23 protein-coding genes are annotated in these 23,596 nt (G+C 37.7%); 20 read left to right on the top strand and 3 right to left on the bottom strand.

The features are described 5' to 3' along the window. The first annotated feature begins 19 nt into the window (after positions 1 to 19). From F4V44_RS09565 to F4V44_RS09550, 4 genes are all read left to right on the top strand, one after another. Positions 20 to 799: a menaquinol-cytochrome c reductase cytochrome b/c subunit gene (locus F4V44_RS09565; RefSeq protein ID WP_150439763.1), complete on the top strand. Its 780-nt coding sequence runs from the start codon at positions 20 to 22 to the stop codon at positions 797 to 799. Positions 800 to 920: 121 nt separating this feature from the next. After that, positions 921 to 1,502 carry a DUF1405 domain-containing protein gene (locus tag F4V44_RS09560; protein WP_150439762.1) on the top strand — a complete coding sequence of 194 codons (582 nt, stop codon included), beginning with the start codon at positions 921 to 923 and terminating at the stop codon, positions 1,500 to 1,502. A 72-nt stretch (positions 1,503 to 1,574) separates the two neighbouring features. Next, positions 1,575 to 2,360 (top strand): sporulation protein YpjB, encoded by a 786-nt coding sequence (ypjB, locus tag F4V44_RS09555; RefSeq protein ID WP_150439761.1) that lies wholly within the window; start codon positions 1,575 to 1,577, stop codon positions 2,358 to 2,360. 112 nt (positions 2,361 to 2,472) lie between these two features. Next, on the top strand, positions 2,473 to 3,147 hold the full coding sequence (locus F4V44_RS09550; RefSeq protein WP_150439760.1) for a zinc metallopeptidase: 675 nt from the start codon (positions 2,473 to 2,475) through the stop codon (positions 3,145 to 3,147). Positions 3,148 to 3,182: 35 nt separating this feature from the next. Here F4V44_RS09550 and F4V44_RS09545 read toward each other — a convergent pair whose 3' ends face one another. Then, entirely contained in the window at positions 3,183 to 4,055 is an 873-nt protein-coding gene (locus F4V44_RS09545; RefSeq protein ID WP_150439759.1) for a YitT family protein, read from the bottom strand. A gap of 194 nt (positions 4,056 to 4,249) precedes the next feature. On the opposite strand from F4V44_RS09545, the gene F4V44_RS09540 reads away from it, so the two are divergent. From F4V44_RS09540 to F4V44_RS09465, 16 genes are all read left to right on the top strand, one after another. Continuing rightward, positions 4,250 to 4,579 carry a nucleotide pyrophosphohydrolase gene (locus tag F4V44_RS09540; protein WP_150440109.1) on the top strand — a complete coding sequence of 110 codons (330 nt, stop codon included), beginning with the start codon at positions 4,250 to 4,252 and terminating at the stop codon, positions 4,577 to 4,579. Position 4,580: 1 nt separating this feature from the next. Continuing rightward, positions 4,581 to 5,381, top strand: coding sequence for a 4-hydroxy-tetrahydrodipicolinate reductase (gene dapB, locus F4V44_RS09535; RefSeq protein ID WP_150439758.1), 801 nt, complete (start codon positions 4,581 to 4,583; stop codon positions 5,379 to 5,381). Between the two features lie 15 nt (positions 5,382 to 5,396). Further along, positions 5,397 to 5,819, top strand: a complete 423-nt coding sequence (gene mgsA / locus F4V44_RS09530; protein WP_150439757.1) for a methylglyoxal synthase — start codon at positions 5,397 to 5,399, stop codon at positions 5,817 to 5,819. Positions 5,820 to 5,922: 103 nt separating this feature from the next. Further along, positions 5,923 to 7,068, top strand: coding sequence for an N-acetyl-alpha-D-glucosaminyl L-malate synthase BshA (gene bshA, locus F4V44_RS09525; protein WP_150439756.1), 1,146 nt, complete (start codon positions 5,923 to 5,925; stop codon positions 7,066 to 7,068). Next, positions 7,065 to 8,264, top strand: a complete 1,200-nt coding sequence (locus tag F4V44_RS09520; RefSeq protein WP_150439755.1) for a CCA tRNA nucleotidyltransferase — start codon at positions 7,065 to 7,067, stop codon at positions 8,262 to 8,264. Before bshA ends, F4V44_RS09520 begins: the two co-directional genes overlap by 4 nt. Then, on the top strand, positions 8,249 to 9,226 hold the full coding sequence (locus F4V44_RS09515) for a biotin--[acetyl-CoA-carboxylase] ligase (RefSeq protein ID WP_150439754.1): 978 nt from the start codon (positions 8,249 to 8,251) through the stop codon (positions 9,224 to 9,226). The genes F4V44_RS09520 and F4V44_RS09515 overlap by 16 nt, the downstream gene beginning before the upstream one ends. Positions 9,227 to 9,558: 332 nt before the next feature. Further along, complete coding sequence (panB, locus tag F4V44_RS09510; protein ID WP_150439753.1) at positions 9,559 to 10,392, top strand: 3-methyl-2-oxobutanoate hydroxymethyltransferase; 834 nt, start codon at positions 9,559 to 9,561, stop codon at positions 10,390 to 10,392. Beyond that, positions 10,392 to 11,240: a pantoate--beta-alanine ligase gene (panC, locus tag F4V44_RS09505; protein ID WP_150439752.1), complete on the top strand. Its 849-nt coding sequence runs from the start codon at positions 10,392 to 10,394 to the stop codon at positions 11,238 to 11,240. The genes panB and panC overlap by 1 nt, the downstream gene beginning before the upstream one ends. 11 nt (positions 11,241 to 11,251) lie before the next feature. Next, positions 11,252 to 11,635, top strand: a complete 384-nt coding sequence (gene panD / locus F4V44_RS09500) for an aspartate 1-decarboxylase (protein ID WP_150439751.1) — start codon at positions 11,252 to 11,254, stop codon at positions 11,633 to 11,635. A gap of 201 nt (positions 11,636 to 11,836) precedes the next feature. Continuing rightward, positions 11,837 to 14,629, top strand: a complete 2,793-nt coding sequence (gene dinG, locus F4V44_RS09495) for an ATP-dependent DNA helicase DinG (RefSeq protein ID WP_150439750.1) — start codon at positions 11,837 to 11,839, stop codon at positions 14,627 to 14,629. Positions 14,630 to 14,937: 308 nt separating this feature from the next. Further along, positions 14,938 to 15,411, top strand: a complete 474-nt coding sequence (locus F4V44_RS09490) for a cell wall elongation regulator TseB-like domain-containing protein (protein ID WP_150439749.1) — start codon at positions 14,938 to 14,940, stop codon at positions 15,409 to 15,411. Between the two features lie 60 nt (positions 15,412 to 15,471). Further along, the gene (locus tag F4V44_RS09485; RefSeq protein WP_150439748.1) at positions 15,472 to 16,662 is read left to right on the top strand and encodes a pyridoxal phosphate-dependent aminotransferase; all 1,191 of its coding nucleotides are present in this window, start codon (positions 15,472 to 15,474) and stop codon (positions 16,660 to 16,662) included. A gap of 172 nt (positions 16,663 to 16,834) precedes the next feature. Beyond that, a complete protein-coding gene (gene asnS / locus F4V44_RS09480; protein ID WP_150440108.1) occupies positions 16,835 to 18,127 on the top strand; it encodes an asparagine--tRNA ligase in 1,293 nt (430 codons plus the stop codon). 145 nt (positions 18,128 to 18,272) lie between these two features. Then, positions 18,273 to 18,974: a DnaD domain-containing protein gene (locus F4V44_RS09475; protein ID WP_150439747.1), complete on the top strand. Its 702-nt coding sequence runs from the start codon at positions 18,273 to 18,275 to the stop codon at positions 18,972 to 18,974. A 70-nt stretch (positions 18,975 to 19,044) separates the two neighbouring features. Continuing rightward, positions 19,045 to 19,698: an endonuclease III gene (gene nth / locus F4V44_RS09470; protein ID WP_150439746.1), complete on the top strand. Its 654-nt coding sequence runs from the start codon at positions 19,045 to 19,047 to the stop codon at positions 19,696 to 19,698. Continuing rightward, positions 19,695 to 20,213 carry a YpoC family protein gene (locus F4V44_RS09465; protein ID WP_150439745.1) on the top strand — a complete coding sequence of 173 codons (519 nt, stop codon included), beginning with the start codon at positions 19,695 to 19,697 and terminating at the stop codon, positions 20,211 to 20,213. Before nth ends, F4V44_RS09465 begins: the two co-directional genes overlap by 4 nt. Before the next feature lie 35 nt (positions 20,214 to 20,248). Here the strand turns inward: F4V44_RS09465 and F4V44_RS09460 are convergent, their stop codons facing one another. Both F4V44_RS09460 and recU read right to left on the bottom strand, forming a co-directional pair. Continuing rightward, entirely contained in the window at positions 20,249 to 22,930 is a 2,682-nt protein-coding gene (locus F4V44_RS09460; protein ID WP_150439744.1) for a penicillin-binding protein 1A, read from the bottom strand. Positions 22,931 to 22,983: 53 nt separating this feature from the next. After that, positions 22,984 to 23,595: a Holliday junction resolvase RecU gene (gene recU, locus F4V44_RS09455; RefSeq protein ID WP_150439743.1), complete on the bottom strand. Its 612-nt coding sequence runs from the start codon at positions 23,593 to 23,595 to the stop codon at positions 22,984 to 22,986. Position 23,596 lies beyond the last annotated feature (1 nt).

Genomic DNA, 23,596 nt, shown 5'->3' with positions numbered 1-23,596 from the left:
AAAAGGAGGGAGACTATTCATGCATCGTGGAAAAGGTATGAAGTTCGTAGGCGATTCACGCGTGCCTGCGGCTGAACATAGAAAACCGAATATTCCAAAAGATTATTCGGAATACCCAGGCAAAACAGAAGCTTTCTGGCCAAACTTTTTATTAAAAGAATGGATGGTTGGTGCGGTTTTTCTTATCGGCTTCTTATGTTTAACAGTTGCGCATCCGTCTCCGTTAGAAAAAATTGCTGATCCTAGTGATACTGCATATATTCCAATGCCAGATTGGTACTTCTTATTCTTATATCAATTATTAAAATATAGCTATGCATCTGGGCCTTATAACGTAATTGGGGCCTTAGTTATTCCGGGCTTGGCATTTGGCGCTTTATTACTAGCACCGTTTATTGATCGCGGACCTGAAAGACGTCCAGCTAAACGTCCTTTAGCAACAGGTTTTATGCTTTTAGCCATTGCAGGTATAACGTATTTAACTTGGGAATCGGTCGCTACTCATGACTGGGAGGCAGCCGCAGAACAAGGAAAGATTGTTGCAGAAGCAGATATTGATACTTCAGCAGAAGGATATAAGATTTTTGAAGCAAATGGTTGTATAAGCTGTCACGGTAATCAGCTTGAAGGCGGAGCAGCTGCACCTGCTTTAATTGATACAGGCCTAACTCCTGAGGAAGTTGCTGAGATTGCTAAAAACGGTTCTGAAAGTGGAAAAATGCCTCCGGGCTTATTTAAAGGTACTGATGAGGAATTAGCGAAATTAGCAGAGTTTATTTCTAGTGTGAAAAGTAAATAATAAATCGTGAAAAAGCCGGCGAATATTCGCCGGCTTTTTCACGATTTATTATTTAATCCACAGTATAGGCCTATGTTAAGATAAATAAGTGTAATATTTGGAAAGAGATGAGGGGAAAAAGATGAAGTGGATCTATCCAATTTTAAGGGACCGTAACTTTTTGTGGCTTCTGCTAGTAGTGAATATTCTAGGCACTGTGTATGGATATTATTGGTATGGCTGGCAATTAGCAGACACACCGGCCAAATTTTTGTTATTTGTCCCAGACAGCCCGACAGCTAGTTTGTTTTTTGTTTTTGTGCTTATAGCGTTTTTAATGGGAAAAAACTGGCCGTTATTTGAGGCATTGGCAGTCGTTACGTTATTAAAATACGGAATCTGGGCTGTTGTAATGAATTTTCTTGTTTATTTTGCAGGAGGGGAGCTAAATTTTACAGCTTGGATGCTTATTTTATCCCACGCAGGTATGGCAGTTCAAGGTCTATTATATGCCCCTTACTATCGAATTAAAACCTGGCATTTAATTGTAACAGGAATCTGGACTCTGCATAACGATGTAATCGATTACGTATTTTTTATGCTTCCCCGCTATAGCATGCTTGATCAATATATACCACAAATTGGTTATTTTACTTTTTGGCTCAGTATCTTTTGTTTGATGGCTGCTTACTATGCAGGAGTGAAAAGAAATCGATATGAATGAAAGATCTAAATGATATATAGGTCTATCCTTGTCCTGTTTCTCATACATTGTTACTAATGAGGGGGGACAAGCATGAAATCCAAGTTATGGATTGTAATAATATTAGGTTTGCTTTTATTATCTCCAATTGCATCAGCTAACGAAGAAACGTCGCCAATTGATCAGCTTAACGCTCTATCTGATGAGGCACTGCAATTAACCAAATCGAAGAGATATGGGGATGCTAAAAAAATTTTAGAGGCTTTCTCTGATAAATTCTCGTCCGTAACAGTAAAAGAAAATACTTTTACAATGGATGAATTGCGAATCGTCACCATTGCTCATAATGAAGCGATTGAAGCGACGACGAATGTTTCAATGAATCCTGATGAAAGAATTAATCGGGTAACGAAATTCCGTCTAGTTATTGATGCCATTTCCACAACAAAGCACCCTCTTTGGACGAAAATGGAGGAACCGATACTAGCCGTTTTTGACGAAGTTAAGGAAGCTGCATTTAATGGTAATCAAGATGCTTTCTATACGAGTCTTAATTCTTTTTTATCATTATATGAAGTGATAAATCCGAGTATGAAGCTCGATGTTTCAACAGAGCGGTTTCAAAAACTTGATACAAGAATTAACTATATTAATCATTACAGGCAGGACGTGTTATCAAAGCAGAATTCGATGAAGGAGTTGCTTATTCTTGAAAATGATTTACAAAGTATCTTTGACGATTTAGAAGCTGACGAGACTGAACCTTCATTATGGTGGGTCATTATCTCAACTGGAAGTATTATTATTGTTACATTATCCTATGTGGGATGGAGAAAATATGTAGGTGAAAAGGAAAGAAGGAAAAATCGTTCGATATAGATTAAGAAATCTAATTCCCCATTCATTTCTTGTAAAAGCTTATCGTTTGACATGGTATTATAATTACTCTTACAATAATAGATAATAGTATGTTGAATGGAGGAATAAAGCTTTGTTTTTAATCTATTTTGCGATTATTATTATCATTCCGATATGGGCGCAGATTCGGGTGAAAAAAACTTATTCTAAATACTCAAATGTCGCTTCGTCCTCACATTTGAGAGGTGCAGAAGTAGCAAGAAAAATTCTTGATGAAAATGGACTCTACAATGTAAATATTGAAGAAGTCCGGGGTGTTCTGTCAGATCATTATGACCCTAGAACAAAAACTGTTCGACTGTCATCAGATAACTATCACGGACATTCAATTGCGGCTGCAGCAGTTGCTGCCCACGAAGTCGGTCATGCAATTCAGGATAAAGAAGCATACAGTTTCTTGCGTTTACGACATACTTTAGTTCCAGTTGCCAATATTGGCTCTAATTTTTCTTGGATATTAATTATTATTGGAATGCTTCTAGGTATGAGTAACTTTGTATTACTTGGAATTGTTTTTATGGCTGCAGCTGTTTTATTTCAGCTTGTAACGCTTCCTGTTGAATTTAACGCGTCAAGCCGTGCTATGGATCAATGTGTAGCGCTTGGTGTGATTCGTAATGATGAAGAACGTGAAACAAGAAAAGTGTTAAGTGCAGCTGCTTTAACGTACGTAGCGGCCGCTGCCATTGCTGTATTAGAATTAGTCCGCTTAATTCTCGTTTATACTGGAATGCAAAGTGACGATTAAAAAAAGGATTTAGACATTTGTCTAAATCCTTTTTTTTACACTTGAATTGGTTTTTTGTTTTCATCTAGCGTGAAGCCTTCACCAATGACGTCATGGACGATACTGACTGATACGAATGCATGGGGATCAACTTCCATGATAACACTTTTTAAACGAACAATTTCATTTTTCGCGACTACGCAGTATAAAACTTCGCGGTCCTGTTTTGTATAGGAACCATAGCCTTTCAAAACTGTGACACCTCTGCCCATTTCTTGCAATATTTTACTCGCTATTTCATCATTATTCTCGGAGATAATCATAGCTCCTCTTGCAGAATAAGCACCTTCCTGCATAAAATCAATGACTCTTGCAGAGATAAAGACCAAAACAAGGGTGTACATGGCTTCGTGATAGTCTAAATAAAAGATTAGTGATAAGGTGATGACTACAGCATCAAAGATAAACATTGTTTTTCCCATGCTCCAGCCGATATATTTATAGACGAGACGAGCAATGATATCGACTCCGCCAGTTGTGCCGCCAAACCGAAATATAATTCCTAAGCCGACACCAATCGAAACTCCTGCAAATAAAGCAGCCAAGGTCATATCTTCTTTTAGCGGCATATTAATTTGATATCTTTGAAAAATCCATAGAAATACAGATACGGCTACTGTCCCAATAATTGTATAGATTAAAGAATTACGTCCCAGAATTTTCCATCCAATGAAAAATAAAGGGATATTTAGAATTAAATTAACATAGGAGGGATCCCAATGAAATAGAAAATAGAGAAGCAATGTTATTCCGGTAAACCCTCCCTCTGCTAAATTATTTTGCATATTAAAATGAACAATTCCAAAAGAGTAAATGCAGGAGCCCAAGAGAATAAAGAGAGTATTTTTTATTTTTATATCAAAAACCATATTTTTTCCTCCGCTTCCAAAGTAGACCTTAAAACGATTATTATTATATAGGAAAAATATTAGGTAAACAAATACACAAAGGTTTTGAAAACAAGAAAAACATTTGTCAAAATCGCTCAGTTTAGCTAACATGATAGAAGAGTGAATTTATACTATGCATCTTAGGGGTGATATGGTTGTCAAATGATAAAACGATGAAAGAACTTCAAAAGGAAGTAGACGCTTACATTAGTCAATTTAAAGAAGGCTACTTTAGTCCACTGGCTATGACAGCTAGACTGACGGAAGAATTAGGCGAATTAGCCCGAGAGATTAACCACTACTATGGAGAAAAACCAAAAAAAGTTTCTGAAGAGAAAAATACGGTTGAAGAAGAACTTGGTGATTTATTATTTGTCCTCATTTGCTTTGCAAATTCCTTACATATAGACCTTGAAGAAGCCCATAATCGGGTGATGCATAAATTTAATACAAGAGACAAAGACCGTTGGACAAAAATTGATGATAAAGAAAGAGGAGATTAATATGGAAACAACAAAAATTATCATTGCAGGTCCGAGAGGGCGAATGGGATCTGAAGCAGTTAAATTAGTTGAAAGAACAGAGCATTTTGAATTAGTCGCAGTCATTGACCATAAGCATGGAGGCAAAAGGTTAAATGAAGTAGAAGGTGTATCAACATTGCCTGTACCTGTTTTTGCTAATATTAATGATTGTTTATCAGAAATAAAGGCAGATGTTCTTATTGATTTAACAACGCCTGAAGTAGGAATGCATCATACGAAAACAGCATTGGAGTTTGGTGTTCGTCCGGTAGTGGGAACAACCGGGTTTACAAACGAAAATCTAGCGGAACTAGAAGAACTTTGCCAACAAAAAGAAACAGGCTGTATTATTGCGCCTAACTTTGCATTAGGTGCAGTATTGATGATGAAATTCTCGCAAATGGCCGGGAGGTATTTCCAGGATGTGGAGATTATTGAATTGCATCATGATAAAAAGTTGGATGCTCCTTCTGGAACAGCAGTAAAAACGGCTGAAATGATTGCTGAAGTTAGACAAGAGAAATCACAGGGACATCCAGATGAAAAAGAAACACTTCCAGGTGCAAGAGGGGCTGATTTTTCAGGGATGCATATTCACTCTGTCCGCTTACCCGGATTAATTGCTCATCAACAGGTTATGTTTGGAGCAGAAGGACAAACCTTGACGATTCGTCATGATTCTTTTGACCGATTTTCATTTATGTCTGGAGTGAAATTAGCGGTTGACACAGTTATGAATCTTAATACGCTTGTGTACGGTTTAGAAAATATTATTGAATAAAGCGAGGGAACCATTATGAATATTGCATTAATTGCCCATGATAAGAAAAAGGATGATATGATTCGTTTCACTACAGCTTATCAGTCTATCCTAAAGGAACATACACTATATGCAACAGGTACAACGGGACAAAAAATAATGGATGCAACAGGGCTTTCTGTCCATCGTTTTCAATCTGGACCATTTGGAGGGGACCAGGAAATAGGGGCTCTGATTGCAAATAATAAAATGGATATGGTCTTTTTCTTTCGCGACCCGTTAACCGCTCAGCCTCATGAACCGGATGTAACGGCTTTAATTCGTCTTTGTGACGTATACGCTGTACCGCTTGCTACCAATATGGGAACTGGAGAAGTATTAGTCAGAGGGTTAGAGAGAGAGGATCTTTCTTGGCGTAATATTGTCAGAGGACAAGCACCTGTAAGTGAATCTGTGTAATCGTTATATAAGGGATGACTTACTATCCCTTTGTACATAAATAATTAAAATCTTTACTGAAAAAGCCGACAGTGAATGAAGAATTAATGAGGAGAAAAGGTAGATGAAAACAAAACTCAAAATCGGTATTACCTGTTACCCAACTGTTGGTGGTTCAGGAGTTGTTGCAACAGAACTTGGCAAGATGCTGGCGGAAAGAGGTCATAGTATTCATTTTATTTCATCCAGTCTGCCATTTAGATTGAAGAAAATGTATCATAATATTTACTATCATCAGGTGGAGGTTAATCAATATTCCGTATTTCAATACCCTCCCTATGATATTGCACTTGCAAGTAAAATGGCAGAAGTAATTAAAAGAGAAAAACTAGATTTACTTCATGTGCATTATGCTATTCCTCATGCTGTTTGTGCGATTTTGGCAAAACAAATGTCAGGGAAAGATATAAAAATTGTCACAACTTTGCATGGCACAGATATTACGGTCCTTGGTTATGATGCATCCTTAACAGATGCTATTCGGTTTGGAATTGAAAAGTCTGATGCGGTTACGGCTGTTTCTCACTCATTAATTGCTGAAACTTATGATCTTTTGAAACCGAAAAAGAATATCCTGCCAGTCTATAACTTTATTGATGAACGGGTCTATCACAAAATATCCACTTGTCACCTGAAAGAAGAATATAAAATAAGCAGCGATGAGAAGGTTGTTATCCATGTTTCTAATTTTCGAAACGTTAAGCGTGTTCCTGATGTTGTAAGGGCATTTGCAAAAATTGTGTCTCAATTACCTGCAAAGTTGTTATTGGTCGGGGATGGACCGGAATTTTCAATTGTTAGTCAGCTTGTCGAGAAATTAAATATACAGGATCATGTTTTATTTCTTGGTAAACAGGACAATCTCGAGGAACTCTACTCTATTAGTGATTTAATGCTTCTTTTATCAGAAAAAGAAAGCTTTGGACTGGTAGCTCTTGAGGCAATGGCTTGCGGAGTGCCATGTATTGGGACAAATATTGGCGGCATTCCTGAAGTGATTCGAGATGGAGTTAATGGTTATTTATGTGAACTTGGAGATGTTGAGCATGTAGCAGAGAAAGCCGTTCATCTCTTAATGGACGAAGTCATGCATAGGCAGTTTTCGCAGAACTCCATTAACATTGTAAACGAACATTTTCGTGCGGAAAAGATTGTTGAACAATATGAACAAATTTATTATCAATTATTGAAAAGTGGTGAAGTGGGATGATGCCGATTTTTAAAAAAGCCATCCCCCTTTTTGAGAGAATTGAACAGGCTGGTTTTGAAGCCTATTTTGTAGGCGGCTGTGTTCGTGATTACATACTTGGTAAAGAAATTGCTGATGTTGATATTGCCACTTCCGCTACGCCGCAGGAAGTAAAAAAGGTTTTTCCAAGAACAATTGATGTCGGCATTGAACATGGAACCGTTGTCGTTTTATGGGATAAAGATACATATGAGCTTACAACTTTCCGTACGGATGGAGAATATATAGATTTTCGCAGACCTAGTGATGTCACCTTTATTCGAAATCTTGAAGAGGATTTAAAACGCCGCGATTTTACGATGAATAGCATTGCCATGGACAAGGAAGGTCATTTAATTGATCCGTTCCATGGTCAAGAAGCAATTAAGCAAAGAATAATTAAAACGGTTGGTTCAGCAACTGAGCGTTTCCATGAAGATGCATTAAGGATGATGAGAGCCGTACGCTTTGTCAGCCAATTATCCTTTTCGATTGAAATAGAAACCCTTCAAGCCTTAAGAAAATATGCCATTTTGTTAGAAAATATTGCAACGGAGAGAAAAACAGTAGAATTTGAAAAATTACTCCAAGGTGAAAACCGAAAGGCAGCGTTGCAGCTTTTGCTTGATACAGGTTTGTTTCAATATTTACCAGGAATGAGTAATCATGAAAAATCATTAACGCAACTGCTGCAGTATAATCTCAAGGAATTATCAAATATTGAGATGTGGTCTCTTCTGTTGTTTTTAATAGACATTTCTCCTACGGAAACCGAGCTGTTTTTAAGAAAATGGAAGTTGCCGGTCAAAAAAATGAAACTAGCTAAATCCATTGTCGACTGGCTGCAGTTTCGGCATCATTCACCATGGGATAATGATAGTCTCTATAAAGCAGGCCGTGAGATTATTTTGTCTGTTGAAAGGCTGTTTAATATTTGTCATCATCAGCCATTATGTACATCTATTTCTGATGTCAAAGAGCGTTATGAAGGGCTTATGATTAAAAATCGTCAGGAACTTGCAGTGAGCGGGCATGATTTAATAGAGTGGAGCGGTCAAAAGGGTGGACCTTGGGTCAAAGGAAAACTTGATTTGATTGAGAAAGCCGTGTTACACGGTGAGGTTGATAATAAAAGAGAATCCATAAGGGAGTGGCTGTTAAATTGCAATCAGAATTGAGAAAACGATTGCTTGATGCTTTTACCAATAGCGGTGATGATTTCTTGTCCGGTCAGTATTTAGCAGACTTAATTGGATGTACTAGAACGGCTGTTTGGAAGCATATTGAAGAGCTTCGAAAGGAAGGCTTTGAGTTAGAGGCAGTAAGAAGGAAAGGATACCGTATTGTAAAGGTGCCAGAAAAAATAACTGAGAATGAAGTTCGGCTTGGCCTGATGACAAAACGGCTCGGTCAACATATACATTATGAGGAAAGTGTAGATTCTACGCAAAAAATAGCTCTGCAGCTAAGCCTTGACGGCGCTCCGGAAGGTACGGTTGTGATTGCGGAGGAGCAGACAAATGGGCGGGGCAGAATGGCCCGTACTTGGTTTTCTCCAAAATATACAGGTATTTGGATGAGTGTAATTCTTCGTCCCCAACTTTTACCACACAAGGCACCACAATTAACATTGGTAACGGCTGTGGCAGTTGTTCAGGCAATTGAGGAATTAGTTTCAATTAAGCCGCAAATTAAATGGCCAAATGACATTCTGATTGATGGCAAAAAGATGACCGGAATTTTAACCGAACTGCAGGCGGAAAGTGATCGAATTAATTCTGTTATTATTGGCATTGGAATAAATGCTAATCAGGAATTAGAGGTATATCCGGAAGAACTCCAATCCATTGCTACATCCTTAAGAATTGAAACCGGAAAAACAATTAACCGCGCTGAATTAATTAAATTAGTATTAGCCAAGATTGAACATCTTTATGATGTGTATTTACAAGAAGGCTTCTATCCAATTAAATTATTATGGGAAAGCTACGCTGTAAGCATTGGGAAAATGATTACGGCTAGAATGCTTCAGGGCAATTTATATGGAAAAGCGCTGGGGATAACGGATGATGGTGCATTAATGATGGAGGATGAATTAGGAAAAGTCCATTTGGTTTATTCTGCAGATATTGAGATATAATGACAAACAATGACAAATTATTGCGAAAATTTTATAATATTATAGCCAAAAATTATTTTTATCTGTTATAATCTCTTATGGGCGGTATCATTGTTGTGAACTGCACCAATGTAGAAGTACTGAATTAATAATAATATCTGCCTAGATCCGAAAAAATTGGACCGGGACAGAGGGATAAAACACGTCATTAACATTTTAAATCCTTCTGCGGCGTAGAAGGATTTTTTTGACTAATCAGAATCTCGATGGATATCGATTTTTATCCCATCAGCTTCTGAAAAGTTTTTATTATATTAAACGTGTTATGCCTCTTCCTAACAGGAGGAAATGGAATGAAGCAAACAACTGATTTTTTAAAAATGAAGAAAAATGGTGAAGCAATTGCGATGATTACTGCTTATGATTATCCGTCAGCAAAGCATGCGGAGCAGGCAGAAGCTGATGTCATTCTTGTTGGTGATTCTTTAGGGATGGTTGTGCTTGGTTATGATTCAACGATTCCTGTTACTGTAGAGGATATGATCCACCACACAAAAGCAGTGAAAAGAGGGGCAAAGGACACGTTCACGATTGTTGATCTTCCGTTTGCTAGCTATCATTTAACAATTAGAGACACCATTATGACAAGTACAAGAATGATGCAGGAAAGCTTTGCAAATGCAGTAAAGCTTGAAGGTGCAGATGGTGTGCTTGAACATATAAAAGCCTTGACACAAGCTGGAATACCGGTTTGTTCTCATCTCGGTTTAACACCGCAATCGGTGGGTGTTTTAGGCGGTTATAAAGTTCAAGGGAAAAATGCAGAAGCAGCAAAAAAGTTAATAGAGGATGCTAAGAAGTGTGAAGAAGCAGGAGCGTTTATGATTGTACTTGAATGCGTGCCAAAACAATTAGCAACGAAAATAAGCAGTCTGCTATCAATTCCGACCATTGGAATTGGTGCAGGAGACGGCACTGATGGACAAGTCTTGGTTTATCACGATGTGGCTGGTTATGGTGTGGAACGAGTGGCAAAATTTGTGAAGCAGTACTGCTCAATAGACGATATCGCTGTGGATGGTTTAAAGGAGTATGTTAAAGAAGTAAAATCACGCGAATTTCCTGGAGAAAAGCATAGTTATACAATGGCAGAGGAAGAGTTACAGACTCTATATGGAGGAAAATAATGAGAGTCATTTCAACAATTGCTGAATTAAAGGCAGTCATTAAGGCTGAAAAATCACAACAAAAAACAATCGGATTTGTACCAACAATGGGCTATCTGCATGAAGGACATCGGGCTTTATTGAAGAAAGCCCGTCAGGAAAATCAATTTGTTGTTCTAAGTGTTTTCGTGAATCCTTTACAATTTGGTCCGAATGAAGATTTAGAGACCTATCCAAGAGATTTTGAACAGGATCAGAAAACAGCAGAGGAAGAAAATGTAGATATCATGTTTCATCCTTCTGTTGCTGAAATGTACCCTAATGAGCTTTCCGTTTCCATGAAGGTTAGAAAAAGAACGGATGTTTTATGTGGTGAATCTCGTCCGGGTCATTTCGATGGGGTTGCAGCCGTAGTAACGAAACTTTTTCATCTTGTACAGCCGGATAGAGCTTATTTTGGAAAGAAGGATGCACAGCAGCTTGCTGTCATTCAAGGGCTTGTAGACGATTTCAATTTTCCTTTGGAAATTGTTCCTGTTGAGACGGTTAGAGAATCGGATGGATTGGCGAAAAGCTCGCGAAATGTCTATTTAACGGAAAAAGAACGTGCTGAAGCACCTGTTTTATATAGCAGTCTTAGAATGGCTGCTGATAGGATAAAAGCGGGTGAAGTGAATCCTGAAAGAATTGTTCATTCTATCATGGATAGGATTCAAACGGAAACGTCAGGACAAATTGATTATATAAGTATATTAACTTATCCAGGTCTTGAAAAAATGGAAGTAATCAAGGGCAATTATATTATTGCTTTGGCCGTTAAATTCTCAAAAGCACGTTTAATTGATAATATTATTTTAATAGAAGAATAGGAGGAAGCAATATGTTTCGCACCATGATGAACGGGAAAATCCATCGTGCAACTGTTACAGAAGCTAATTTAAATTACGTTGGAAGTATTACAATCGATTCAGATATTATCGATGCAGTTGGAATGGTTGCAAATGAAAAGGTACAAATCGTTAATAACAATAACGGTGCACGCTTTGAAACTTATATTATACCTGGTCAAAGAGGCACAGGTACGATATGCATAAATGGAGCTGCAGCGCGGTTAGTGCAGCCAGGAGATACCGTTATTATTATCTCCTATGCTCTAGTACATGAAGATAAGCTAGCCGCTCATACTCCAAAAGTAGCAATCATGGGTGAGGGAAACCAGATTAAAGAATTAATCCATGCTGAACCTGAAATGACAGTTATGTAAATTTGTGAGCTGACTCTATATGAGTCAGCTTTTTGTGTAAACTGGGTAAAATATAAGTAAGCTGTCAATTAGGAAGGGGAGAATGCAGTTGCATGGAACTCTTTTTCTTTTTGTAAAAATATGATAGGGTTTAACATATTAAAGATATTGACCACATTCTAGTTTAATAAGGGAATAGAAGTGGCCTGAGGTGTTAATTAGATGAGTAATAAATATGTAGTGATTGATCTGGAAACAACGGGGAATTCAGTGAAAAAAGGAGATAGAATTATCCAATTTGCGGCAGTTGTGATTGAGAATGATACAATAGTAGATCAATTTTCATCACTTTTGAATCCTAGGCAGACTATTCCTGTTTTCATCGAAGAATTAACCGGATTGACTGATGAGATGGTAAAGGATGCACCAGAATTTACGGAAATTGCTCCTAAGATAATGGAAATGTTGAATGGCGCTTTTTTTGTCGCCCATAATGTGTTATTTGATTTATCCTTTTTACAGGAAGAATTAATTATGGCTGGCTATGAAGGTTTTTATGGTCCTGTTCTTGATACGGTTGAAATGGCTCGAATCCTTTTTCCATCAAGTGACAGTTATAAATTATCTGACTTAGCTGTTCAAGAGGGTTTACATCATGATAGACCCCATCAAGCTGATAGTGATGCGCTTGTAACAAGCGAACTTTTACTTATTTTATTTGAGCGTTTGCGGGGGCTTCCAGTACAGACGATGAAGCAGTTGCATCAACTTTCAGGCGGATTGAAAAGCGATTTAATTGATATATTGGAAGAATTCATAATGGAAAAAGAAAAGCAGATTGATTATATCCCGAACGGCCTGGAAGAATTTCGAGGGATTTGTATAAAAAAATCTCCTCATGTGAAGGAAGAACAAAATCGAAATGAAGTTTATTATCCTTTAGATGAATCGGATAAAGAACTCTTATTAAAAAAGGCTTTTTCAGCCTTCGAGTCAAGACAAGGTCAGTATCAAATGATGGATATTGTTTATCATTCCTTTCAGCATGAACGGCATGCGATGATTGAAGCCGGAACTGGTGTCGGAAAGTCATTGGCTTATTTATTACCTGCGCTATATACGGCCGTAAGTGATAAAGAGCCTGTCATTATCAGCACCTATACGACTCAGCTTCAGGAACAGCTACTGCAAAAGGATATTCCTTTATTGGAGAAAGCTGTTGAATTTCCTTTTCATACAGTACTAATGAAAGGGAAAAGTCATTATATTAGTATTGAAAAGTTTGCTAAACTCTTGCGGGAAGAGGAAGATAATTACGATACAACTTTAACAAAAATGCAAATACTTGTTTGGCTGACAGAAACCGAAACAGGTGATTATGATGAGCTGAATTTATCTAGTGGAGGAAGGTTGTTTTGGCAGAAGGTTAAGCATGATGACAGTTTCTCTTTACGAAATCAACCTATAGAAACACGGGATTTTTACTTGAGAATGCGTGAAAAAGCGAAGAGAGCAGATATCATTATTACAAATCACAGCCTGTTGCTCTCAAGTCTTACAGCCGATAAACCGCTGCTTCCGCAGTCTAATTATACCATTATTGATGAAGGGCATCATTTTGAAAAAGTGGCAGGTAAATATTTTGGCAGTAAAATTGATTATGCTTCAACCCGTTTTCTTCTTCAGCAAATGGGGGTCTCTGAGCAGAACATGCTTGCCCATAAAATTGAGACAATCTTACAAGGCGACAAAGCAAGTCAAGAGGGGTTGCTTCATTCGTTTGAACTAAATAAAATGATGTCAGAATTACTTTTTACGATGGATGAGCTGTTCTCCATTCTTGCCATGATTGCAAAAAAAAGTATGAAACCTAAGGTCCAAGGGAGGCTTAGCTGTCCTTTTCCATTAGAAATGACAAGAGAAGCCAAGGCGTTTATAGCCAAGGCGGAACATTTTATATTTCTGTTAACGGATTATGCGAAAGAAATAAACGCTCGTCTTGAACGGCTGAAGAAAGTGAATAAGAAGGGGTCGATGCACAAAATGGTTGTGCATGAAACAGCTGCATGGCTAGATGATAGTGAGAAATTGAAGATTTGTATCAGAAAGACCATCCAACAAAATCTTTCTGAAGAAGTTTCATGGATAGAAGCGGATACCCGTTCTTGGCAAAATAGAACGACGTTGTATTTACAGCCAATCTCTGTCTCAAATCAGCTGAGAGATATTTTATTCCATAAAAAGAGGAGTGTAATTGTAACCTCAGCAACTTTGTCTGTGAATGGCTCGTTTAAATATACGGCAAATGCACTCGGTTTAATCACTGAACCATGTCATTATGAGCAAATTCCTTCGCCATTTGATTATAGAAATCAGGTGAGGCTCATCATCTCGAATGATCTTCCGGAAGTAAACTCTGTTCCGCTTCAGGATTACGTTTCACAGATAGCGGCTCATATAATATCAATTGCAGAAGCAACAAAAGGCCGTATGTTAATCTTGTTTACCTCATATGACATGCTTCGTAAAACATATGAGCTTATTAAGGAAAGTGGTTTTTTACAGGATTATACACTACTTGCACAAGGGATTTCAGGAGGAAGTAGAACAAGGCTTACAAAAAATTTTCAGCGCTTTGATAAAGCGATTCTTCTTGGAACGAGCAGTTTTTGGGAAGGAATAGATATTCCGGGTGAAGACCTTTCTTGTCTTGTTATGGTTAGATTACCTTTCTCTCCACCAGATGAACCGATGATAGAGGCAAAATGCGACAATATAAAAAAGAGTGGAGGGAATCCTTTCTATGATTACTCCTTACCGGAAGCTGTGCTGCGTTTTAAGCAAGGCTTTGGTCGTCTCATTCGTACAAAAAATGATAAAGGCATTATGATTGTATTTGATCACCGTATCCTTTCAACACAATATGGAAAGGTCTTTCTTGATTCGTTACCAGAAGTAAAAGCCACAAAAATGGATATTAATAAAACGGTCAATTTCATTTATGAATGGCTGTAATCGATTAGTAGACTTGGTGTTTTAATGATTTAATAAAAAAAGGCTGCGGTTTGGCAGCCTAAAAGGACGGGTTGAACTAGAATAAATTTAATGAAAAATTGAACTAATTTAGATGTAAGCTGTTATAATAATTCATAAGACTATCCTGTTACATTATTTTAGCCTTCTTAACGTAACGGTATAAGTAGAAAATTATGTCGAGATTGAGGTGGTATTTCCAACTTATTTACGATATAACGTACATAATAAGAAAGAATAACGTCTGTAGTGAAAATCAGTCGGCATTTTCGTTAGATAAAGAGGATAACATGAAAAAGTGGTTGATAATAGTAAGCTTAGTAATTGTGATTGCAGCATCATCAGCTGCCATTATTTATTTAAATGCTGTAGAACCTGTTAAGCAAGCAGAGGAAACAGCTGTTCAAATAGCAAGGAAAGAAACGGATATAACTAAAGTAAATGAATTTAGCTTATACCACGGTGAGGAAACCTATTTTATTATACAAGGTGAAAATAAAAAAGGGACCAAACTCATTGCTTGGATTCCAGAAAAAAAAGGAAAAGTAATAGTTGAAAAATCATCTAATGGTCTTTCCCGTGAAGAAGCAGTAAATAAAGTATTAGCTGAAATTAGTTCCGCAGAAATTATTTCTGTCAGGTTAGGCATGGAAAATGGAATTCCACTTTGGGAAATTCATTCACGAACGAAAGAAAGCCTTTTGAATTATCATTCGATTGTTTTTGAAACAGGAGAATGGTTGAAAAAAATTGAAAATCTATAAGGGAAAATCTGTTATCATAGCAGATCATATATATTCATGATAGAAGGAGAAGGAAACAAAATGGAAGCGAAACTGGCAGGAAGAGTAAAATCATTAACTCCATCAACAACACTAGCGATAACAGCAAAAGCAAAAGAACTAAAAGCCGCGGGTCATGATGTAATTGGTCTTGGCGCTGGTGAACCTGATTTTAATACGCCACAGCATATTATTGATGCGGCAGTAAGATCAATGAATGAAGGGCACACAAAATACACTCCATCTGCAGGCCTACCTGCCTTAAAAGCAGAAATTGCTAAAAAGTTTAAAAGCGATCAAGGGATAGATTATGATGTATCTGAAATTATGGTCGCAACTGGTGCCAAACATGCACTTTATACATTATTCCAAGTACTTCTTGATGATGGTGATGAGGTTATTATTCCGACACCATACTGGGTGAGCTATCCAGAGCAAGTAAAACTCGCTGGCGGTGTACCTGTTTATGTGGAAGGCTATGAGAGCAATCAATTTAAAATAACACCTGAGCAGCTTGCTGCGGCAATCACGGATAAGACAAAAGCAGTTATTATCAATTCGCCAAGCAACCCAACAGGTATGATTTATACAAAAGAAGAGCTGTCAGCACTAGGTGAACTATGTTTATCCAAAGATGTTTTGATTGTTTCCGACGAAATTTATGAAAAATTAATTTATGACGGTAATAAACATATCTCGATTGCCCAAATTTCACCAGCATTAAAAGAACAAACCATTATAATTAATGGGGTTTCCAAATCTCATTCCATGACAGGATGGAGAATTGGCTATGCTGCAGGAAATAAAGAAATCATAAACGCGATGACAAACCTTGCCAGTCACAGCACATCAAATCCTACAACAACAGCTCAATATGGTGCGATTGCGGCCTACAGTGGTCCGCAAGATGATGTTGAGATGATGCGTAAAGCATTTGAAGAAAGATTAAATACCATTTATGATCAATTAGTACAAATACCTGGGATTACATGCATCAAACCTCAAGGCGCTTTTTATCTATTCCCAAATGCACAAAAGGCAGCTGAACTTACCGGCTTTAATCATGTTGATGAATTCTCAGCTGCATTGCTTGAGGAAGCAAAGGTGGCAGTTGTGCCAGGTTCCGGATTTGGTGCACCGGAAAATATTCGTTTATCCTATGCAACTTCACTTGATTTATTAGAGCAGGCAGTTTCCCGTATAAAGGAATTTGTTGAAAAGAATTCAAAATAACAGTAAGATAATCTTTGTTCAAAAGGCGATAAAACCTCGAGTTTATCGCCTTTTCGTGTTTTTCTAGTTTTATTCAAAACGGCTTATCGATTTGCTTGTCATCTATTGGAAAGGTATAATTAAATAAGATACATAGTAGATTTTTATCGTTTCTGGAGGGAACAATTACGTGATTAAAACAACAATTGCTCAAGTTTATAAATATGTAGAGCAGGAAGTGAGAATTGGCGTTTGGGTAGCAAACAAACGGTCAAGCGGCAAAATTGCCTTCTTGCAGCTGCGTGACGGCACAGGTTTTATTCAAGGGGTTATTACAAAGGCGGAAGTACCTGAAGAGGTGTTCCAAACAGCCAAGTCGATTACACAGGAATCCTCATTATATGTGACAGGGGTTGTACATAAGGATGAACGTTCTCCATTTGGCTATGAACTGCATGTGAAGGAAATTGAAGTGATTCATCACTCTATAGATTATCCAATAACACCAAAGGAGCATGGAACAGAGTTTTTAATGGATCATCGCCATTTATGGCTCCGCTCAAAAAGACAGCATGCTGTGATGAAAATTCGTAATGAAATCATCCGAGCAACTTATGAATTTTTTAACCAAAATGGTTTTGTTAAAGTCGATCCGCCTATTTTAACTGGAAGTGCACCAGAAGGGACAACAGAGCTGTTTGCTACCAAATACTTTGATGAAGATGCTTATTTATCTCAAAGTGGACAATTGTATATGGAAGCGGCAGCCATGGCGTTAGGCAAAGTATTTTCATTTGGTCCGACATTTAGAGCTGAAAAATCAAAAACACGCCGCCATTTAATTGAGTTTTGGATGATCGAGCCTGAAATGGCTTTTTGCGAATTTGATGAAAATTTAATGGTTCAGGAAAACTATGTTTCATTTATTGTTCAGTCTGTATTGAAAAATTGCCATCTTGAACTTATAACACTTGGCAGGGATACAAGTAAGCTTGAGCAAATAACTGCTCCATTTCCGCGAATCACGTACGATGATGCTATTACTCTGTTGCATGAAAAAGGCTTTGATGATATACAGTGGGGGGATGATTTTGGAGCTCCGCACGAAACGGCTATTGCCGAGAGCTTTGAGAAGCCTGTTTTTATCACACACTATCCAACATCTTTAAAACCATTTTATATGCAGCCTGATCCAAATCGGGCAGAGGTTGTACTTTGTGCAGATTTGATTGCACCAGAAGGATATGGGGAAATCATTGGGGGCTCCCAGCGTGTTCATGATACAGAGTTGTTGAAAAAGCGCTTAGAAGAGCATCAGTTGAATTTAGATGCTTATAAATGGTATTTAGAACTCCGTCAATATGGTTCGGTACCGCACTCAGGTTTTGGTCTTGGCCTGGAAAGAACTGTTGCGTGGATAAGTGGTGTTGAACATGTCCGTGAGACGATACCATTCCCGCGTCTATTAAACCGTCTATACCCATAATGTAAATGGAATAATGAAATAAAAATCCGCAAAATAATTGCGGGTTTTTATTTATATATACCTTTCTTATTTTGGATAGGCTGCCTTGGATTCACCTTACTTACATAAAAGCTTCATGTTATACTAATAAGGAGGTGTTCAAAAAATGAGTAAAATGAATTTGTTAAATTGGTTGAAGGAAGGTCAGGTAGTCATACCAACCGTCCTGTTAAGAGAATACAAAGCAATGAAATTAAACGAATATGAGCTTGTCCTATTACTGCAAATGATTGCTTTTATAGAAAAAGGGAATGAATTTCCAACTCCGGCAGAACTCTCATCGTCTATGACTATATCTAATTCAGAATGTTCAGATATATTGCGTAAATTAATCCAAAAAGGATTTATTGAAATAAAAGATGGATTTACAAGTGATGGAATTCGTTATGAAAAATATTCAATTGAGCTATTATGGGAAAAATGTGTCGAACATTTTATTTTACAACAAAAACGAGAAGAAGCGAATGCTATACAACGTGAAGAAATTGATTTATATTCTTGTTTTGAACAGGAATTTGGACGTCCGTTGTCACCCTTTGAATGTGAGACGCTTGCTATGTGGCTTGATGATGATCATCATGATGCTGTTATCATTCAATCAGCATTAAGAGAAGCTGTTATTTCCGGCAAACTAAATTTTCGTTATATCGATCGGATCCTTTTTGAATGGAAGAAAAATGGGATTAAAACCATGGATCAGGCAAAAAAACATGCTCAAAAATTCAGACAATTTCAAAACAAAAATAAACCAAAAGAACCTGCAAAAAATACCGCTTCACTTCCATTCTACAATTGGCTTGAAAATTGATGCTTTATGGCTTTTTCGAAATAATATAGAAAACATGTAAATTGAACTGAAGAATAGAAAGGGTAAAAAAATGTTAAATAAGAATCAAATTAGAGTTTGTTTAGATAAAATGGGGGAAATGTTTCCAGACGCTCATTGCGAATTAAATCATTCCAACCCATTTGAGCTAGTCATTGCCGTCGCTTTGTCTGCCCAGTGTACGGATGTATTGGTTAATAAAGTAACAAAAGGGCTGTTTGAAAAATATAAAACTCCACAGGACTATATTAATGTCCCTCTTGAGGAACTTGAACAAGATATTCGTTCCATCGGTCTATATCGCAACAAAGCAAAGAATATTCAAAAGCTGTGTAAAATGCTGATTGAGGATTATCAAGGCGAGATTCCGAGAAACCGAGATGAATTAATTAATTTTCCCGGCGTTGGCAGGAAAACTGCGAATGTTGTTGTCTCTGTTGCGTTTGGAATTCCGGCAATTGCAGTTGATACACATGTTGAACGAGTAAGTAAACGGCTTGGTTTTTGCCGTTATAAAGACTCGGTATTAGAGGTAGAAAAAACACTAATGAAAAAAGTTCCTCAGGAGGAGTGGTCATTAACACATCATCGCATGATTTTCTTTGGGAGATATCATTGCAAAGCACAAAATCCAGGGTGTCCTTCATGTCCTTTATTGGAGTTGTGTCGTGAAGGGAAAAAAAGAATGAAGGGAAAGGCTTCATGATGAATCAGCATGTTTTCTTTCCAGAAGAATGGTCGAAGTTTTCGACTGAGAAAGAAATTAGTTGGCAAGAAGTATATAATCGAGAATTTTTAAGTGATATCCCATTACTGTATGATGCAGCCTATTATAATGGAATTGAAACCTTGAGACCGTGGGAAGTGACTATTCATACGGTACCGGCAGTGCTTGGTAAATGGGAGAACATGAAAGCTGTATTATATGAGAAATTTTCAATCCGCGACCAAGCTTCTACCCTATATCCGATGAAAATAGGGATTGGACTGTTTCTTGAGATTCTCTATTGGAGCAATGGCCAACCTGTTTTGTGGAAGAAAAACGGAGATGTACTGCTGAGTAACAAGCCTGTAAATTGGGAAGAAAGACTTGAGTTTATCCTTGATTATCCGAAAAAATATCATTCTTTTATTCAACTGACAGAACTGATTTCAGAAATAGAAAAGATATTTGTAAAACAGCAAACGGTTATGAATATGAAAAAAGCGTCTAAAAGCTGACTGCAGCTTAAGACGCTTTTTTTCATATTCATTCTTTATTGGGCCGGGGCAGTTGGAGTGTTTGTTTGACCTTCGGGCAGAGGCTGCTCAATTGGAATATTCACATCTTCAGCATCATCTTCTGACGGTTCTGGTGTTTGACCCGGATTGGTTTGATTGTTTCCACTGCCGGTACCGTTATTGTTTCCATTGTTATTACCAGGATTTCCGTTATTGTTTCCTGGATTATTGCCATTATTGTTTCCGTTGTTATTTCCATTATTATTGCCAGGATTTCCGTTATTGTTTCCTGGATTATTGCCATTATTGTTTTCGTCATCCATTTCTTCATCTTGATATTCTTCAGACTCATCTGTACCAGGAATGGTCACACTTGTTGTAGCTGGATTACTTTGCTGATTATCCCTTACCGTAATGACTTTGAAGGTATAGGTTCCGCCAGGCTCTGGGTTTGACATCCGTAATCCAGTTTCGGAAGTAGTACTTAAAGCCTGTTCAGCACCGCCATTCAGTGAGACAGAAACCTTAAATGTATCTCCTTGACCGCCTGACCAAGATAGGATGATTTCATTTGTTTCTTGATTATATACAGCAGAAACACCAGAAGGACCTGCCATTTTTTTGTATTTTGTTGAAACAGCACTTGGTGCATTGCCTTTAACAGCATATTCATAAATTACATGACTGTCAGGAGTGTATTCACTGGCAAGCTTAGCAGGTCTGGAGCCTTTCTCGACTCTTACCTTTTGAACTGTTTTTGGTACAGTAAAATCTGCTGTATTTGTGTCTTGAGATACATGTTTCATTAATTTACTGAATACTTCCATTGCTATTCGTTGATCTTTTCCTGGAAGTATTGCATTTTTTCTTTCTTCATAGCCGGTCCAAATGGCAGCCGTATAATTAGTTGTATAGCCGACAAACCATGCATCAGGTACTGCACCACTCGAAGTAATACCGAATCTCTTCATTTCATCATTTGAATAGTTTGTGGTCCCTGTTTTCCCGGCAACAGGCAGTCCCGGCACATTTGCTCGTTGACCAGTACCATATGGAGCTGTTATGACGCTTTTCAGCATATCACTAATCATAAAGGCTGTATAATCATTCATAACGACTTCAGTTTTTGGCGCCATATTAATTTTCGTCCCATCACGGAATTCAATTTCCTTCACTGAATGAGGCTCTGTATAGTTGCCGTTATTTCCGAATGCACTATACGCTCCGGCCATCTGCAGGGAAGTGACACCATTTTTTAATCCGCCGATTGAATTTGATTCAACCATTTCCTCAAGGTTAAGTCCAAGGTCATTTGCAAATTCATGTGCCCGCTCTAAACCTACTTCCTGTAAGGCCTTTAAAGCAGGGACATTTCTTGATCTTGCCAGAGCCTCTCTCATGGATAAAGCACCTAAATGTTTATGATCCCAGTTATTAATCGTTTGACCTGTGGAATATTTATAGGGTTCATCAACAATAGTTTCATAGGTTCCCCATTTTAAATATTCGATAGCTGGGGCGTAATCAAGTACTGGTTTAATCGTTGACCCAGGCTGACGGGGAACAGAAGTTGCATAATTTAAGCCAAAATCAATATCTTTATTACGATTTCCGCCAAGTGCGCGAATTTCGCCTGTTTTCGTATCTAATAGTGTAATTCCAGCCTGAAATTTATCATCAGGGAATGGAACAATTTCGTTTTCATACATGATTTTATCGACATAATCCTGGGCCGACTTATCAAGTGTTGTATAAATTTTTAGTCCATCTGTGTATACATTCAATTCAGGATATTTGTCCTCAATTTCTTTAATCGCTTGCCCAATAAAGGCATCATATGGGACATCATCTTGCTGTGCCCGCTCTTCTTCTTTAACAAGTGAATCCGTAAGAGATGCGGCTTGTGCTTCTTTCATTTCACTTTCAGAAATATAACCATGCTGGTGCATGAGGGAAAGAACGATATTCCTTCGTTTTTCGGCCTTATCCGGATGTTTAAACGGGTTGTAATTATTTGGGCTTTGAGGCATTCCAGCCAGCAAAGCTGCTTCCGGTAAAGTTAATTCATTTAAGTCTTTGTCGAAATAGACCTGTGAGGCAGTGGCAATCCCAGTTGTTCTTTCGGACATAAAAACTTTATTTATATATAATTCAAAAATTTCTTCTTTCGTATATTTACGTTCTAACTGGATAGATAACCATGCTTCCTGAGCTTTTCGAGATAAAGTTTTGTCAGCAGTTAAAAAGTAGTTCTTTACTACCTGTTGCGTAATAGTGCTGGCACCCTCTGAACCAAATCCATTTGTAAAGTTCGCTATAACTGCTCCTCCCAAACGTATCGGATCCACCCCATGGTGTTTGAAAAAACGGGAGTCTTCTGTAGCGATAACGGCATCTCTGACAAGCTCGGGAATATGCTCATATTCAACATATTCAAGCCGCTGTGTCCCAATTTCGGTAATCAATTCTCCGTTTGCATCGTAAATTTCTGAAGGTATTGCTGCTCTTAATGTATCTGCATCAAGCTTAGGTGCGTCCTTAACCATAAAAGCAAATGTAGCTGCCCCGCTAATAATACCAATAATACCGAGGGCTGCTAGAATAAGAAAAATTCGTTTAAATAGAGAGCCTGTAGATTTTTTCTTGCCTTTTTGCTTGCTTTTGACAGCTTCCCGCTGTTTTCGACGCTCCTCCCTCGATTGATATTTTTCAGTCATACTCATTCCTTCCTTTCTAATAAACCAACGTGAATACATGACATCCATGTTATTTATAAATGATAAAGATTATTGATGACTTTAATATAATTAATTCTTGGCTGAAAACCAAGAGGTATCAAGCATCCAAGGTTTTCAACTTCTGTTTTTGTAATCGATTTTCTTCCGCCGTCCAGCATCCGCTGCCAAAATGCGAGGAGATGTTTTGCCTCAAGATAATACACTTCATCGGCTAATGAAAACCGCAATAATACAAAGCATATCGCTCCGTGTCTTACCACTTGTTTCATATGTTCAATCTGATGTACATGGAAATTTTTAAGAGGAAAAGAAGTCTCAAGCTTTGTTTCCTTTGCCTCAAAATCAATATATCTTCCTTTGTATACACCATTGTAATCTGTTGTTGATGCTTGTTTAAAATAGGCTTCTTTTATAACTGCGGCACTTCTCTTTGGATAGTTTACATCGACAATTTGAACGGGTGTAGGCTTTTTATGTATGACAGCAAGCCCTTGATCTAAATAATATTGATTTGTTTCATTTATATCCTCCTCTAATGTCATTCCCCTTTTTCCGTACGACCATTTTTTGTCCTTAGATTTGCTAGCCGCTGTGTCTACAGCTGCAGCTACATAGCGCTTGCCATTCGGATAATGGAAAGTCATT

It is taken from the genome of Niallia endozanthoxylica, from assembly GCF_008710145.1.
GTDB lineage: Bacteria > Bacillota > Bacilli > Bacillales > Cytobacillaceae > Bacillus_BD > Bacillus_BD endozanthoxylica.
Note: the sequence above shows the minus strand (reverse complement) of the source record. Positions and strands in the feature narration are given on the sequence as shown.